At 64.0% G+C, this 14,098-nt stretch carries 15 protein-coding genes and 1 pseudogene; 9 read left to right on the top strand and 7 right to left on the bottom strand.

Annotated features, from left to right (window positions below):
- Window positions 1-45 precede the first annotated feature (45 nt).
- Both CGLY_RS05320 and CGLY_RS05315 read right to left on the bottom strand, forming a co-directional pair.
- Entirely contained in the window at window positions 46-1,107 is a 1,062-nt protein-coding gene (locus tag CGLY_RS05320) for a YdcF family protein (protein WP_038551485.1), read from the bottom strand.
- A 52-nt stretch (window positions 1,108-1,159) separates the two neighbouring features.
- Complete coding sequence (locus CGLY_RS05315) at window positions 1,160-2,284, bottom strand: TetR/AcrR family transcriptional regulator (protein WP_038547077.1); 1,125 nt, start codon at window positions 2,282-2,284, stop codon at window positions 1,160-1,162.
- A 141-nt stretch (window positions 2,285-2,425) separates the two neighbouring features.
- Between CGLY_RS05315 and CGLY_RS05310 the strand changes: the two are divergent.
- Together CGLY_RS05310 and CGLY_RS05305 are read left to right on the top strand one after the other, a co-directional pair.
- Window positions 2,426-3,301 (top strand): annotated as a pseudogene (locus tag CGLY_RS05310) (ATP-binding cassette domain-containing protein); the annotation flags it as partial.
- Window positions 3,298-4,110, top strand: a complete 813-nt coding sequence (locus CGLY_RS05305) for an ABC transporter permease (protein WP_038547072.1) — start codon at window positions 3,298-3,300, stop codon at window positions 4,108-4,110. The pseudogene CGLY_RS05310 and the gene CGLY_RS05305, both read left to right, overlap by 4 nt.
- A 3-nt stretch (window positions 4,111-4,113) precedes the next feature.
- Here CGLY_RS05305 and CGLY_RS05300 read toward each other — a convergent pair whose 3' ends face one another.
- Entirely contained in the window at window positions 4,114-5,562 is a 1,449-nt protein-coding gene (locus CGLY_RS05300; RefSeq protein WP_081803782.1) for a helix-turn-helix domain-containing protein, read from the bottom strand.
- A gap of 214 nt (window positions 5,563-5,776) precedes the next feature.
- On the opposite strand from CGLY_RS05300, the gene CGLY_RS05295 reads away from it, so the two are divergent.
- Both CGLY_RS05295 and CGLY_RS05290 read left to right on the top strand, forming a co-directional pair.
- On the top strand, window positions 5,777-6,622 hold the full coding sequence (locus CGLY_RS05295) for an ABC transporter substrate-binding protein (RefSeq protein ID WP_227590392.1): 846 nt from the start codon (window positions 5,777-5,779) through the stop codon (window positions 6,620-6,622).
- A gap of 25 nt (window positions 6,623-6,647) precedes the next feature.
- Complete coding sequence (locus CGLY_RS05290) at window positions 6,648-7,529, top strand: siderophore-interacting protein (protein ID WP_038547066.1); 882 nt, start codon at window positions 6,648-6,650, stop codon at window positions 7,527-7,529.
- Window positions 7,530-7,531: 2 nt separating this feature from the next.
- Here CGLY_RS05290 and CGLY_RS05285 read toward each other — a convergent pair whose 3' ends face one another.
- Window positions 7,532-8,005 carry an SRPBCC family protein gene (locus CGLY_RS05285; protein WP_038547063.1) on the bottom strand — a complete coding sequence of 158 codons (474 nt, stop codon included), beginning with the start codon at window positions 8,003-8,005 and terminating at the stop codon, window positions 7,532-7,534.
- Window positions 8,006-8,105: 100 nt separating this feature from the next.
- On the opposite strand from CGLY_RS05285, the gene CGLY_RS05280 reads away from it, so the two are divergent.
- From CGLY_RS05280 to CGLY_RS05260, 5 genes are all read left to right on the top strand, one after another.
- Complete coding sequence (locus CGLY_RS05280; protein ID WP_038551479.1) at window positions 8,106-8,657, top strand: DinB family protein; 552 nt, start codon at window positions 8,106-8,108, stop codon at window positions 8,655-8,657.
- Window positions 8,658-8,783: 126 nt separating this feature from the next.
- Window positions 8,784-9,134, top strand: coding sequence for a hypothetical protein (locus CGLY_RS05275; RefSeq protein ID WP_038547026.1), 351 nt, complete (start codon window positions 8,784-8,786; stop codon window positions 9,132-9,134).
- Between the two features lie 115 nt (window positions 9,135-9,249).
- Window positions 9,250-10,089, top strand: coding sequence for a polyphosphate polymerase domain-containing protein (locus tag CGLY_RS05270; protein ID WP_052539704.1), 840 nt, complete (start codon window positions 9,250-9,252; stop codon window positions 10,087-10,089).
- A 15-nt stretch (window positions 10,090-10,104) separates the two neighbouring features.
- Window positions 10,105-10,791 carry a DUF4956 domain-containing protein gene (locus tag CGLY_RS05265; RefSeq protein WP_038547021.1) on the top strand — a complete coding sequence of 229 codons (687 nt, stop codon included), beginning with the start codon at window positions 10,105-10,107 and terminating at the stop codon, window positions 10,789-10,791.
- A 1-nt stretch (window position 10,792) separates the two neighbouring features.
- Window positions 10,793-12,502: a CotH kinase family protein gene (locus tag CGLY_RS05260; protein WP_081803781.1), complete on the top strand. Its 1,710-nt coding sequence runs from the start codon at window positions 10,793-10,795 to the stop codon at window positions 12,500-12,502.
- A 21-nt stretch (window positions 12,503-12,523) separates the two neighbouring features.
- On the opposite strand, the gene CGLY_RS05255 is transcribed toward CGLY_RS05260, so the two are convergent.
- The 3 genes from CGLY_RS05255 to CGLY_RS05245 all read right to left on the bottom strand — a co-directional run bounded on the left by CGLY_RS05255 (window position 12,524) and on the right by CGLY_RS05245 (window position 14,081).
- Window positions 12,524-13,444, bottom strand: a complete 921-nt coding sequence (locus CGLY_RS05255) for an NADP-dependent oxidoreductase (protein WP_227590391.1) — start codon at window positions 13,442-13,444, stop codon at window positions 12,524-12,526.
- 91 nt (window positions 13,445-13,535) lie between these two features.
- A complete protein-coding gene (locus CGLY_RS05250) occupies window positions 13,536-13,829 on the bottom strand; it encodes a DUF2316 family protein (protein WP_038547014.1) in 294 nt (97 codons plus the stop codon).
- A gap of 72 nt (window positions 13,830-13,901) precedes the next feature.
- Window positions 13,902-14,081: a hypothetical protein gene (locus CGLY_RS05245; protein WP_038547011.1), complete on the bottom strand. Its 180-nt coding sequence runs from the start codon at window positions 14,079-14,081 to the stop codon at window positions 13,902-13,904.
- Window positions 14,082-14,098 lie beyond the last annotated feature (17 nt).

The raw sequence follows: 14,098 nt of genomic DNA, 5'->3' as shown, positions 1-14,098 counted from the left end.
GGGTGGCGTCGGCGTGGGTTCTGGCGGTGTGGCACGAGTCTACGGTCACATGACAATCAACGGGACAGCCCACAGTGCCGTAAGCATGAGCCAGACGAGGACGTTCGCCCACCGGTAGTGGACCACAAGTGCGGCGAACTCCCGGAGGAACGCCGAGGGCAGGTAGTACGACGGCGTCGGCGACCCCAGTGCGCCTACCCGCAGGCGTAGTTGGCGCGAGAGCGACACCGACCGCAGGACGTGGAAATTACTGGTCACGATGAGCAGGGACGGGTCGGCGAACCCCGCGTCCTCCAGCAGCTCTTCGGTGAACAACAGGTTCTCCTCGGTGTTGGTGGACTGCATCTCCATGAGGATCCTGTCGTCGGGCACCCCTCGTTCCCGCGCGTACTCCGCCATGGCCTCCGCTTCTGTACGCGTCTCGTCCGCCCCCTGTCCGCCGGACATGACCAGCAGAGGAGCTGTTCCTGCATCCTCCCGAGCGGTGTACTCGGCGATCGCCGTATCCACCCGTGCAGCCAGCAGCGGCGATACCGCGCCGTCGACGAGTCCGCAGCCGAGGACGACAATGACATTCGCTTCGTCGCGATGCGGGAGCCACCGGTAGACCACCGCGTACACGGTGTAGGCGACCAGTTCGACGATCAGCATGGTGCCGGGAATCAGGGCCAGCACGGCGACATTCACCGCCGCACGCGCCGACCAGGACAATACGGTGACGTCGCCCGCCGCGATATAGAGCGCCGTCGTCGCGAGACCCACCGTCCCCAGCAGGGCAACTCCGATCACGGCAGGCGTCAGGGTTGCCGGACGCACGCCTTCACGACGTACCACCACCCCGGTATTGGCAATGAGTGAGACTCCGGCAATGATCACCAGTGCGGGGAGGATGAGCGTGGGTGCCGTACCGATCAATGCCGGAACCGACACCGCGTGCACGGGCATCAGTGCCGACGTCAGTGCCAGTACCGCATACCAGAGTGCACCGACGGTGGCGAGCAACCAGAACCCGTTGGACGGACGCCGCGGGTGCCTGCGTATCCGCCAGACAGTCACCGCGGCAACGATCGTCAGGCAGGCGAGCGAGATGACTGAGGCGGTGTGCATGGTGGTCACTATCCCCGGTTCCGGTCGCCCGGTCATCGTGCCCAGGACTGAACTACCGGGCGGGTCGACTCATCCCGTGGTCGGACATGTGGTCAGACATGGTGGTCAGCGCGTGACAGGCTGCCGGGCCTTCCGCGCGAGCGGTGATACGACCTCCGCCGATGCGAAGCGCCACGTGAGTGTCGTCGGTGGCGGCCCGGAGACCGACAGCCTCTGCACAACGACCGTCGCGATCCAGGATGACGGTCAGTCCGGCGAGCGCATCGGAAGGCACCACAGGGCGCAGGACGCCGAGAAGTTCGGCGAGCGCCATCTCAGCGAGTGGCGCACGTTCGCCAGGGTCGTCGGTGACCAAGACCAGGGTGACGTGCTCGCCATCTGCCGACCGTAGCGCCTGTTCCACCGCGGCGGCCTGTCGCAGACCGAGCACCGCAATGATGGTGTCGCCACCCGTGGCCCACGACTCCACAGCACTGCCAGTGATCAGGTCATACATTCCTGTCGGAGGCTCCCACGGGCGGTCCTCGGCGTGAACGGGTGGCACGATGGATGCGTGCGGAGGCGTCCATGCATCAGAGAAATCCGTCGCCGCAAGTGAGGTACATCCGGTCACGACATCGAACGGGTCGGTGAATCCGGGGGCCATGGCGCTGAGGTTGCCAGCCGAGTGCAGCAGCGACAACAGCGACGAGGCGACCTTGACCTGACGGCCCGTTTCTCCCTGCCCGAGTGTCTCCAACGCCCGGCCGAGAATGATGGCGTCCAGGGCCAGGAGCTGGGAATAGGCGTCGCGTAGATCACGGTCATTCCGGATCTCGGCGTGGAGGTCGCTGACAAGATGAGCGAGCTCCGAGTCCCCTGTTGCTCCTCCGGCGGGCAGACGAGCGAGCCACCCCCGCGCCAGTGACGACACTGCGTCCTGTCGTGTGGGGGCGGGCCGTCCTGCCCAGTCAGCGGCATCGGCGGTCTCGGAAAGTACACCGACAGCAACGGCGAGTCCGAGAGCGCGTTTCCCGACAAAATTCGAGTAGACCGCTCCCCTCGTCAGTTCCGCGCGTCCGGCAACGGCGTCAATCTTCGTACTCCGGTACCCGACGTCCGAGAACTCGTCCCGAGCCGCGGACAGGATGCGGTGCCGGTTGCGTTCCTGCTGCTCGGCCCTACGTCCTCCAGCCATGTGTTCCTCCTCGTGTCTGACCCGTCTCTGTTTCAGATGATATCATCATGTGTCATGAATATCCGAAACATGACCGAGGCTTTCCGGGCAGAAGGTCTCGTAAAGAAATTTGGCTCCACGACCGCCCTCGACGGCGTAGATCTCAGCGCTCCGCCAGGCACCGTTCTCGGCGTCCTGGGACCGAACGGCGCAGGAAAATCAACAGCAATCCGCGTTCTTTCGACACTGATCTCTCCGGACGCCGGTTCTGCTCACGTCGGCGGGTTCGACGTTGTCCGTGAGGCTGCCGAGGTCCGTCGGCTGATCGGGTTGGCGGGTCAGTACGCCACCCTGGACGAGGAACTCACCGGCCACGGCAATCTCACCCTTCTCGGCCGGCTACTGGACCTTCCCGCATCGACGGCGAAAACCAGAGCCGATGAACTCCTGGAACGTTTCGGACTGACGAACGCCGCGTCCCGCGCGGTATCCACCTATTCGGGAGGTATGCGCAGACGGCTCGACCTGGCCGCAAGCCTCGTCGGGAATCCTGCCGTCATTTTCCTCGACGAACCCTCGGTCGGCCTGGACCCGGGGAAACGTGCGGACCTCTGGGACATTATCCGCAGCATGGTCCGCGACGGTGCCACCGTGCTGTTGACCACCCAGTACCTCGAGGAAGCGGATGCCCTCGCCGACGCGATCTCGGTCATCGACCATGGGCAGGTCATCGCGCACGGTTCCCCGGCCGAACTCAAACGCAGGATCGGCGGCCAGACCGTCCGGGTCCACCCCGCCGAGCCACGCACTCTCGACGGCGCCGCGTCCATCCTGGAACAGGTCACCCATGCACCCGTTGAGCGGGTCAGCTCCCACGAACTACGGGTCCGTGTCGCCGATGACCGGTCGGTGATGGAGATGACCCGACGCTTCGCCGAGGAGAACATCACCCTGAACGAATTCTCCCTGCAGTTGCCGAGCCTGGACGAAGTTTTCCACTCCCTCACCGAGGATGCGCCCCAAGGAGCACGATCATGATGACCGCCACGACCCCGACCACCATCACCCCGCCGGCCTCCCCCAGGCCCGGTGCATTCTGGCGGCACAGCCTCCTGCTCATGAGGCGGAGCCTGGCCAAGACCGCACGCAATCCCGGACTTCTGGCCAACGGCGTGATGACACCGGTGATTTTTCTCGTGCTGTTCGTGTACCTCTTCGGCGGTGCGGTCTCAGGCTCCTCCGGGGACTATATCCAGTACGTCTTCCCGGGAATCGTCGTGACAGGGGCAGGATTGTCCGGGATGCTCTCATCAGGTATGGCGCTCAACATCGACATGAAGAAGGGCGTCTTCGACAGGTTCCGCAGTCTGCCGATCGGCAGGACGACACCATTGCTCGGCTCCATTCTTGCCGATGTCGTCCGTTACGTCATTGCGGTGGTGGTTCTCTTCGCCATCGGGTTCCTCATGGGATTCCGCGTCCACACTGATGCGGTCTCTGCACTCGGCGCGGCTGCCCTGGCCATCTTCTTCGGTTTCTGCATCAGTTGGGTGACCGTGTTCCTCGGCGTGCTCTTCAAGGACGAGAACACCCTGATGATGTTCGTGTTCTTCGCTTTCATCGTGCTGCTTTTCGGCACCAGTCTGGCTGCACCTATCGACACACTGCCCGGATGGCTGCAGGCATGGGCGAATGTCAATCCCGTCAACCATGCCATGGATGCCGCCCGCGGCCTGCTGAGCGACTATCCCCTCGGGAACTCGGTGACCTGGACGCTGATCTGGTCGGCGATTATCTTCGTCGTCTTCTGCCCGTTGGCCGTCATCACCTATGCACGAAAGAGCTGATCCTCACACATAGCCCCGGTACCTGCTCGGCGGGACGCCGTGATGCCGGGCGAAAACGTGGCTGAAGGAGCTGGTGGTGGAATATCCCAGATGCTGGGCGATCCTGGTCACCGGCACTCCAGCAAAGAGAAGTTGGCGGGCAATTCCCATCCGTGTCGACGTCCGCCACTGCCGGAAGTCCCCCACGCCGTCCGCCGCCAACGCTCCCCGCAGCGCTGCCCGGGAACATCCGAAATGCTCCGCCCACTCCTCCGCTGTTCGGTCCGATGACGGCTCCTGTCGGAACGCTTCCAGAAGACGGGTCATCAAACGGGAGTGCTGCAGATCTTCGTCACCCACGTTGGCCAGATACGTGTAAAAAAGGCCGTCCACCAGTGCTGTCTGTCGGGCGAAGAGCGGATCATACTCCTGTGCCGCCGCCCCGAGGAGTGCGTCTGCATCCAGATCCCCTGCACGCAGACGGACCGGCCCTGCGGTGTGCCGCGCCTTCCCGACTCGCGCCCCGACCGGGAGAACGAGACTACCGCTCCCCATGCGCACGGTGTTCGGGATCCCCGCAGGGAGCCATACCAGGTCGCCTTCCTCCAGATCCAGGGTCCTGTCGCCTGCGGAAACCCAGGCAGAACCCTGGTAGACCCAGACCAGGACATGCATCCTGTTGGTCCGTGGCCAGGTGGACCTCTCACGTCCCTCGCAGAGCACCTGCGAGGCAGCGGGCCACGGACTCCCGGACGACCGCACCTGCATGGCGGTCATTCCCGCCGCGCGCCGGAAGAGCCGCGACAGAGCAGACGCCGAAGACAACCCGACACGGTGGGCTGCAGTCTCCAGTGTGACCTCACTGTCCTTACCGTCCTTACCGTCACCGTCCTTCAGCAACACTTCCGCCGTCGCGATCCGTGCCCTTGCCCTCCACTGCCCGACAGACAGAGACGTCTCCCTACGGAACTGCCGGTTCAAGGTCGCCGGAGACACGTGGACCGCATCCGCCAGGGACGACACGGTCCAGGAGGATTCCGGAGCATCCAGGATGAGATTCGCTGCGGCGCGCCCGCCCGTTGAGGTCGGTAACGGCGGTCGAGCAATTCCCGCCGTCATGGTCGCCGACGGACGGGACTCGCGCAGGTAGCCGAGGCTCGAGGCGAACTGGTCCACGAGACTGCTCCGCCACCGTTCCCCGACCGGGCCGGTGGACACCGTACCGCTCACCGAAAACGGCAGGACATCAGCGTCACTGCACCGGAAGCCGACGACCACCGCGTCCGGCGCGCGATCGACCCGCACCCTGGCCCCCTGGTCAATCCAGATTCCTTGGCCCCCACCCACTCGGAGAACACCGTCTGCGCCAGCTGCTCCAGTTCGCACAACAACCTGCGCGGATCCGGATACCGTCCAGAAGAAGATCGGGGATCTCAGTTCAACAGCATGCGTCATACGGTCAATCGAGGCCATGTGAGTGACCGTACACTTATCCACCGTAAAGAAGGTCAGGCTTAGCTACAGGAGAAGAATTGTGAGAACACCGGGGTGGACACGACGTAGTGTCTCGATCGCCATCGCATGTGCGTGTGCAGCGGGGTTGGCGTCATGTACAACAGGGACCGGCGGATCCGACCGACCAGACAGCACCGCGACCAGCACAGCATCGCGGCCCGCGGAGGCGTCGGTGCTTGTCGAGCACGCCTATGGCAGCACCGAGGTTCCTGTTCAACCCGAACGTGCCATCAGTTTCAGCCAGGCATGGACGGATGCCTTCGCCTCCCTCGGACATCCTGTCGCCACAGAGGTCGTCAGCACCCTCTTCGAGGCCGGGGTGCCCTGGTCCACCGACGCCGCCGGGGAATCCATCACGAATTCCGGTGGCGGTGCAGACGCCATCTCCTCCTTCGGGGTGGAGGAGATCGCTGCGAAGGATCCGGATGTCATTTTCGCCGGTTATGTCCCTGACCAGGAGACCTTTGATGCCCTCTCCGCTATCGCCCCGACGGTCGCCACGGTCGGTACCGGAAAGGTCGATGACTGGCGTGAGGTCACCACGGCCGCAGGCGACATCGTCGGGGACGCGGACAGTGCCGAGGAGGTCATCTCCGGGGTCGATGACCTGATGCACAAAGTCAGTGAGGACCACCCCGCGGTGGACGGTGCGACCTTCGCCTATGCCGCGTACGCCGAGGGCAGTTTCAGCGTGATCTCGTCGCCCGAGGACGCGGCGAACCGGTTCTTCACCGACCTGGGCATGACCCTGGCCGCAGATGACATCTCCGGCACCGAAACCAACCGTGGCATCTCGGTGTCCGCGGAGAACATCAGTCTGCTCGACATGGATCTGCTGGCATTGTGGGTCCGCGCCGACAGTCCCGACGACATCGCAGGCTGGTCGGCACTGCCGTCGGTGGAACACCGTACCGCTGCCGAACTGGACTCGCCGGCAGCCACCGCCCTGGGTGCCCCGACGGCGCTGAGCATCCCCTGGCTGCTCGACCAGCTCACCCCCTACTTCGCCAACCTCTGACACCACACTCCGGAAGGAGCACCATATGAACCACGCTGCAGACCGCACCACGCAGGACGTTCGGAACGTCACATCCGTCCTCAACAGCAAAGAACACAAGAAGGGACTCAGTGAACTGGTGCTGAGCGTCACCTCAGTGAGCCGCCGCTACCCGTGGCTGGCCCGGGTCACCGGCCACGTCGCCGACATCACCGACACGACCGCCTGGGAACACCCCAACCTGGCGGTGCGGCTGTCCATCCCCGATCCGGGCGACGACATCGGTGCACTTACCGGCCAACCCGATATGTGCCGGCGCGTGTACACCATCGCAGAGTTCGATCAGCGTTCATCCACGGTGGCGATCGACATCGTGGTGCACGGCTCTGACTCCCCGATGATGTGCTGGTTGCGCGATCTTGTCCCCGGTGACCGCGTCGCCTTCGCCGGCCCACGCCCCCATCCCGCGCCATCCGGGCGTGCCGACGGTCAACGCATCCATCTTCTCGCCGACGGCTCGGCGTACCCGGCCGCCAGTGCGATCGCCAGAGCGGTACCGGTGGACACCGTCACTTTGGCTCTTCCCGACGCCGGAGCCGCCGACCGCTATGCCGGTGACTTTCCCGGCGCGACTCTCCGTTTCGTTGACAGTTCCTCGCCCACGCCTCTCGCCGATGTGGTCGGCTCGCTACCCGCGAACGGTTCGACCGTGTTCTGGGCTGCTGGTGAACGTGAAGACATCCGTGGTGTGCGTCACCACTGCCTGCGTACGTTGCGCCTGCCGAAAGAACAGGTCCAGGTGTTCGGTTACTGGCGACGTGGCAGAACCGGTACCCAGGCGGATCTGGCGCGCTTGCGTGCTGCGGCCGCCTACCAGGCAGAGGGACGTTCCTTCAGTGAGGCCGATGACTTCGACATCGACATCTGAGGTCAGTTTTTCTCGATCCGCCGCTTGAGCACATCCAGGGTCTGCCGTATTCCTCGGTCGAGCTCATCAGCGTGACCGTCTGTTCCGCCAAGGAGAAAGCGGGCGAAAAGATTGCTGATGCCGGTCAGTGCTCCCGGAACGGGCCGCCGGAGAGTGAGTTCGGTCCTGCCGTCGGTTTCCTCGAGCTCGTACACCCACCTCGCCCCGCTGGTCACGGTGTCCCAGGACAGTTCCCGGTCCGGAGACACGGTGCGAATACGACTCCGCGTCGGCCACACCACCACTTTCCGCCGGTTGATCCCGATGTAGTTCTGTCCCTCCCGAAGCCCGCCGGGCAGGATCGGCACCATGGTGACGAGTTCGGGGCTGGCCGCCGCAAGGTTCCGGACGTCGGTGATCACCGACCAGACATCCCGGGCCGGTGCGTCGATAGTGATCGACGAGCTGAGTTCGCGCTCGCTGTCGTTGTTGCCCATGGCATCTCTCCTGGTTGTCGTCTCTGCGAACCGTGCCTGACTGCCCCAGTATCACAGTTCGTCGTGGAAACTTCCCGGGAACCGGAGGATCATGGGCGACATGACCACATACAGCTGGAACTCGCTGCTCCTCGACCAGATGGACTGGCACTGGACGCACCAGCTCCGGGCACGGCTCGACGGCCTCACCGACGACGAGTACTTCCGGGAGCCCGTCGCCGGCTGCTGGAGTATCCGGCCCCGGGGAACCGGCACTGCGCCGGTGCAGGCAGGCGCAGGATCCATGACCATCGACTTCGCATTCCCCGAGCCGACCCCACCTCCGGTGACCACGATCGCCTGGCGGCTCGGACATGTCATTGTCGGTGTCCTCGGTATGCGCAACGCCTCCCACTTCGGCGCTCCGCCCGTCGACTACGACTCCTTCACCTACGCCGCCACGGCACAGGACGCTCTGGCCCAGCTCGATGAGCAGTACCGGGTGTGGAAGGCCGGAGTGGCGTCCCTCGGTGAGGACGGGCTCTCCCGACCTTGCGGATCGTCGGAGGGACTTTTCTCCGACGATCCGTTGGCACGCCTGGTCCTGCATATTCACCGTGAAATGATCCACCACCTGTCCGAGGTATGCCTGCTCCGCGACCTGTACAGGTAAATTACGTTCACGATAGGTGCGCTGTTAGTCTGAGTATGCCCGGCGGGCCGCCACTTTCACCATGCTGACATGCAGTGTTCCGTCGGTGTCTGATCCACTTCGACCGACTGACAGGACTGACTATCCATGGAACTTCTGCGCGACATTGTCATCGTGCTTCACCTCGTCGGCTTCGCCCTCCTCTTCGGCTCCTGGGCCGTCGAAGCCCTCGCCCGGCGGATCCGCATCACCTCCACCATGCACATCGGGCTCACCGTGGCTCTCGTCTCCGGACTTGCCCTCGCTGCGCCGTGGGGTCTCGACGGCGACCTGAACTACATGAAGATCGGCATCAAACTCATCGTCCTCATCGCCATCGGTGCCGTGCTCGGCATTGGCGCCGCACGACAGAAGCGGGAGGGCGCCGTCCCTCCGGCGCTCTTCTGGTCGGCAGGTCTGCTGACACTGGTCAACGCGACCATCGCCGTACTGGTCTAGGAAAAAATTTCCGTAGACAGGGGGCGGGGGCACGCACGACGTACCACGACTGCGGTACGTGAAGATCCCATGTCTGCGGGATTCGGACCCTGGCCGGTCCCGAAACAATGGTCTCATGACCAATCGACCGAACAACGTCAGCCACCAGCTGCGTGCGCCGGGAAAACTCCATGCCTTCAACCGCTACGAGTTGAAGTACCTGGTACCTGCAGAGCAGATCCCGGCGATCCGCGGCGAACTGACCGAACGTATGGAACGCGACCCACACGCAGGCCCTGACGGGTACGGAGTGTGGAGCGTCTACTACGACACCGACAAGCTGCGCTTCTACTACGAGAAGATCGAGGGGCTGAAGTTCCGACGCAAGCTGCGGATTCGTCGCTACGGCGAGACCGGCGGTGCCGACGAATCCGTGTCCGCCGACTCGATGGTCTCGGTGGAAATCAAGCAACGGGTCAACCGGGTCACCCAGAAGCGGCGGGTCATGCTCCCCTACCACCTGGCACTGGACCTGTGCGACCGCCGCCTGCGGGTCGAGTACCCGGGTGCCGACCAGAGTTTCATTGACGAGGTCCTCGACCTGGTGATCAGACTCGACCTTCGTCCGACGGCGATGACGGGGTACCGGCGTGAGCCGTACATCGGGACGGAGGCGGACCTCGGCCTGCGGGTCACCCTCGACCACCGTGTCCGCGGACGTGACCGCGACTTCGACCTGCGCTCGGAGTCCGAGAGCCGCTACATCATCCGACCCGACCTGGCGGTCATGGAGGTCAAGGTCAACGAGCGTGCCCCGTACTGGGTGACCGACATGGCCGCCCGGCACGACATGCAGGTCCAACGGATCTCGAAGTACTGCCAGAGCGTCGAGGCCCACGGCCTGGCGCCCCGGTCACTGTTTCACGCACCGGAGGACGAGCACGTCAACCCCTCCGCCCTCGTCCGCTCCAACTGAGAAAGAACCTCTTCCATGGATCTCGATTTCGGTCTCACCGACCTCTCCGGCACCTTCAGCGTCGCTGACGTGCTCCTGTCCCTCACCCTCTCGTTTGTCTGCAGTCTCGTCGTCGCCTGGGTCTACCGCAACACCCACAAGAACATCAGCTACAGCCAGGGCTACGTGCAGACCCTGATCATCCTCGGCATGCTGATCTCCCTGATCATGCTGGTGGTCGGCTCGAACGTGGCCCGGGCCTTCGCCCTCGTGGGCGCCTTGTCCGTGGTCCGCTTCCGCAACGCCATCAAGGAGACCCGCGACGTGGGATTCATCTTCCTGGTGATGGGCATCGGCATGGCCTGCGGCACCCGCTTCTACACACTGGCGATCCTGGCCACCGTCGTGATCTGCGCGGTCATCCTGGTCATGCACCGGTTCAACTGGTTCGCCCTGGACGTCCAGCGTCAGGTGGTCAAGCTGCAGGTCCCGGCCGACGGCGACGACTACGCCCCGATGATCGATGACATCCTGATCCGCAACACCACCGAGTACGAGCTGATCAGCACCGAAAGCGTACGCGGTGGTTCGCTGGTGGAGTACAGCTACACCGCCAAACTCAAGAAGAACGTCAAGGCGTCCGACCTCATCAACGAGCTACGGGTCGTCAACGCAGGTCAGAAGGCCACCGTCCTGACCGGGTACGACCAGACGGACATGTGACATGACCCAGCCCACCAACACGCAACGGACGCCGCTGCGTCACCGCCTGCCGGTGCGACTGCGGCACCACTGGAAGCTGCTCGTCGCAGCGGTGGCGGTGTGCGTGGCCATCGCCCTCGTGTTCGGAGCCAGCATGGTGCGTCCCTACATCACCTCCAGCCTGGTCTCGGAGACCGTGATCACCAACAACATCGAGGGCGAGTCCGACCTCTTCGACGACGGCGACCACACCATTGAGATCACCGTCAACCAGGCCGAGTACGACGACATGATCTCGACCTTCCAGAAGGAGGGTGAGAAGGACTTCATCAGTGCCGACATCACCATCGACGGCACCCTGATCGAGGATGTGGCGCTCCGGCTCAAGGGCAACTCCACGCTGTCGTCGCTGAGCGGCAACGGCATGGGGCCCGGTGACGGGCGGGAAGGTGAGGAGGGCCAGATGCCCGAGGCTCCAGAGGGCATGGAGATGCCCGAAGGCATGGGCGGCATGGGCGGCATGATGACCCAGCTCTCCGAGGACGCTCCCGAGGAGCTACCCTGGCTGATCAGCTTCGACGAGTACGCGGAAGGTCGGGCCTACCAGGGAATGACCGAGATCGCCTTGCGTCCCGCCGCCAGTGGTTCAGACGTGGCCCTCAACGAGGCGCTCGCCCTTGAGATGACGGCGGAGAGCGGACAGACCACCCAGGACTACAGCTTCTCCTCGGTGTCCGTGAACGGTGAAGAGTCCGCCTCGCGTCTGGTCGTCGATACCCCGGATGCTGCATGGGCCGATGAACTCGGTGACGGTGTGCTGTACAAGGCACGGGCCGGCGGGTCCCTCGATTACATCGGTGACGACCCGACGGACTACGAGGAGTCCTTCAACCAGCTCAACAGCGAAGGTGGTTATGACCTGCAACCGGTGATGACCCTGATGAAGTTCCTCAACCAGTCCTCCGACGAGGAGTTTGCCGAGGAACTGGACGATTACATCGACACCGAGTCTTTCGCGGAGTATCTCGCCATGCAGGAGATCCTGTCGAACAATGATGCGATGGACGGCCCCGGGAACAACTACTACCTCTGGTACGACACCACCGAAAAGAAGTTCACGATCCTGTCGTGGGACCTGAACATGGCCCTGTCAGGAATGATGGGCGGCATGGGAGGAGTGGGCGGCGACACAGCGGAGGGCACCGGCGACGATGCCACCCAAGGTGATGAAGGCACTACCGACGGAATGCCCCAGATGCCTCAGGGTGGCGAGATGCCGCAGGGCAGACAGATGCCTGACGGCGGTACATCTGATGGCACCGGTGACACCGGCGGCGGCCAGAATATGCCGCAGATGCCGAACCGCGGTGACAGCCAGGAAGGTGGTCCCGGCGGTGGAAGTGACAGCAGCATCCTCAAGGAACGGTTCCTCGACAACAACGAGTTCTATGCCATGTACGAGAGCGCCTACACCGAGTTTTACGACCAGCTGATCGCCAGCGGATACGCCGCCAACACTCTCGATGAGCTCACCACCCGTGCAGAGGCCGCCGGAGACACCGGTGCAACGGCACTCGCGGAGTCGATCCGGTCCACCCTGGAGTCACTCTCCGAAGATGTTCCCGAACCCAGTACCGGAATGGGCATGGGAGGCGGTGGCATGGGCGGGCCTCCGGACGCTGCCGGCGATACCGGAGTTGCCCAAGATGCTGCTCAGACCACAGAGACCTGACGGTCGACGACAGCCCTCCTGTCAGCGAGTCACGTCGATGACGAGTTTGCCATTGGCCTCCCCCGACTTCGACACCTCCAGTGCCTCGGCGGCGTCCTCCAGTGCGAATGTCCGGTCAATGTGCACCGAGACGGCTCCCTCTGAGACTTTCTCCAGGAGATAGTGCAGGCGCCCGCCGTCCGGGCGCACCCACACCCAGCGCCCACCGTGCTCCTCAACCTCGCTGTCGGCGATGGAGACCAGACGGTTGCCACGTTCCTCCCCTAGGAGCGCGAGACTCTGGTCCAGCACACCGCCGACGAAATCGACGACGGCGGTGATACCACCCGGCGCGATCTCGCGTACCCGGTCTTCGAGTCCGTCCCCGTAGGCGACCGGCGTCACGCCCATCTCACGGAGCCGATCATGGTTCTTCGGCGATGCCGTACCGATCACCGTGGTCCCGTAGTCAACGGCGAGTTGGGCCGCGATATGACCAACCCCGCCGGACGCTCCGTGGATCAGCAGTGTGTCATCAGGTGACAATTGCACGGTCTCGAGGGCGCGGAGTGCGGTGCCTCCCACCAGTGGAAGACTGGCGGCGGTGTCGATGTCCACGTCTGCAGGGATGACAGCTGCCGATTCTGCGGGGACGGAGACATACTCTGCGTAGGTTCCACCGTGGACGACCTCTTTACGGGCATAGGCTGCAACCCGGTCTCCCACCGAAAACTCAGGGGTGTCCGGACCGGTCGCTTCAACGGTGCCGGCGACGTCCCACCCAGGAATGACGGGGAAGACGGCCTCCAGCATGGGATCAAGACCACCGGCCATCACTTTCCAGTCGACGGGGTTCACGGCGGCGCGTTCGACCCGGATCAGGATGCCCCCGGGGCCTACTTTGGGCGCCGGCACATCAGTGAGCTGCAGAATGTCAGGATTTCCGTATTCCGGGTAAGTCATGGCACGCATGTGTCAGAGAACAAGGCGTAACACCGCGGTATTCCATACCCCCTGGGGCACTACCCCCGCACCGACCGTCGACCTGGGCATCTCACGGTCGTTCCCCTACCCCGAACCACACCGCGGCAGCGCCCCGCATCTCCTCGGTGAGCACTGTATGAGGCACCGGGGTGACTCCCGCCTCACGCACCACCTGCTCGAGAGTGTCCCTCACCTGCCACACATCTGCAGGGTGAGCGTCCGGAGTGACACCCAACGCTGCGCTGAAGCGTTCTAGCGGCAATGCTGCACGCTCCCTGACCTGGTCCCGGCTCAACCCGGAGCGGGTCACGTTCATAGCAAATTCTGATGCCGTCTGGCGACGTTGCTGATCATTGAGGGACATATCCCCCTATCGTGCCAGAGTCCCCGCCACCTCGTCCGCGAGGACGGGGTGGCGGGGACTCTGAAAGATATGTCAGTAGTGGGCGGGCGGATCGCTGCCCGGGAAGGATTCTTCCTCCCACTGGTCCACACGGCGCTCGGCGGCTTCCGCGCTTTCCTTGCCGGAACCGGGACGTTCCGACTCGTCGTCCGCGACCTTCTTCAGGTCCGGGTCGACGTCGTCGCGGTCGTCGCGCTTCTTGTCGTCACTCATCGTAACCTCCACTTCCC

Source organism: Corynebacterium glyciniphilum AJ 3170 (assembly GCF_000626675.1).
GTDB classification, from domain to species: domain Bacteria; phylum Actinomycetota; class Actinomycetes; order Mycobacteriales; family Mycobacteriaceae; genus Corynebacterium; species Corynebacterium glyciniphilum.
Note: the sequence above shows the minus strand (reverse complement) of the source record. Positions and strands in the feature narration are given on the sequence as shown.

What these genes read in the sequence shown, in the direction of transcription:
- CGLY_RS05260 (WP_081803781.1), top strand. Translation starts at nt 10,793, where the DNA reads ATGACCCAGCCCACCAACACGCAACGGACGCCGCTGCGTCACCGCCTG.
- CGLY_RS05305 (WP_038547072.1), top strand. Translation starts at nt 3,298, where the DNA reads ATGATGACCGCCACGACCCCGACCACCATCACCCCGCCGGCCTCCCCC.
- CGLY_RS05300 (WP_081803782.1), bottom strand. Translation starts at nt 5,562, where the DNA reads ATGGCCTCGATTGACCGTATGACGCATGCTGTTGAACTGAGATCCCCG.
- CGLY_RS05250 (WP_038547014.1), bottom strand. Translation starts at nt 13,829, where the DNA reads ATGTCCCTCAATGATCAGCAACGTCGCCAGACGGCATCAGAATTTGCT.
- CGLY_RS05275 (WP_038547026.1), top strand. Translation starts at nt 8,784, where the DNA reads ATGGAACTTCTGCGCGACATTGTCATCGTGCTTCACCTCGTCGGCTTC.
- CGLY_RS05270 (WP_052539704.1), top strand. Translation starts at nt 9,250, where the DNA reads ATGACCAATCGACCGAACAACGTCAGCCACCAGCTGCGTGCGCCGGGA.
- CGLY_RS05320 (WP_038551485.1), bottom strand. Translation starts at nt 1,107, where the DNA reads ATGCACACCGCCTCAGTCATCTCGCTCGCCTGCCTGACGATCGTTGCC.
- CGLY_RS05265 (WP_038547021.1), top strand. Translation starts at nt 10,105, where the DNA reads ATGGATCTCGATTTCGGTCTCACCGACCTCTCCGGCACCTTCAGCGTC.
- CGLY_RS05245 (WP_038547011.1), bottom strand. Translation starts at nt 14,081, where the DNA reads ATGAGTGACGACAAGAAGCGCGACGACCGCGACGACGTCGACCCGGAC.
- CGLY_RS05290 (WP_038547066.1), top strand. Translation starts at nt 6,648, where the DNA reads ATGAACCACGCTGCAGACCGCACCACGCAGGACGTTCGGAACGTCACA.
- CGLY_RS05285 (WP_038547063.1), bottom strand. Translation starts at nt 8,005, where the DNA reads ATGGGCAACAACGACAGCGAGCGCGAACTCAGCTCGTCGATCACTATC.
- CGLY_RS05255 (WP_227590391.1), bottom strand. Translation starts at nt 13,444, where the DNA reads ATGACTTACCCGGAATACGGAAATCCTGACATTCTGCAGCTCACTGAT.
- CGLY_RS05315 (WP_038547077.1), bottom strand. Translation starts at nt 2,284, where the DNA reads ATGGCTGGAGGACGTAGGGCCGAGCAGCAGGAACGCAACCGGCACCGC.
- CGLY_RS05280 (WP_038551479.1), top strand. Translation starts at nt 8,106, where the DNA reads ATGACCACATACAGCTGGAACTCGCTGCTCCTCGACCAGATGGACTGG.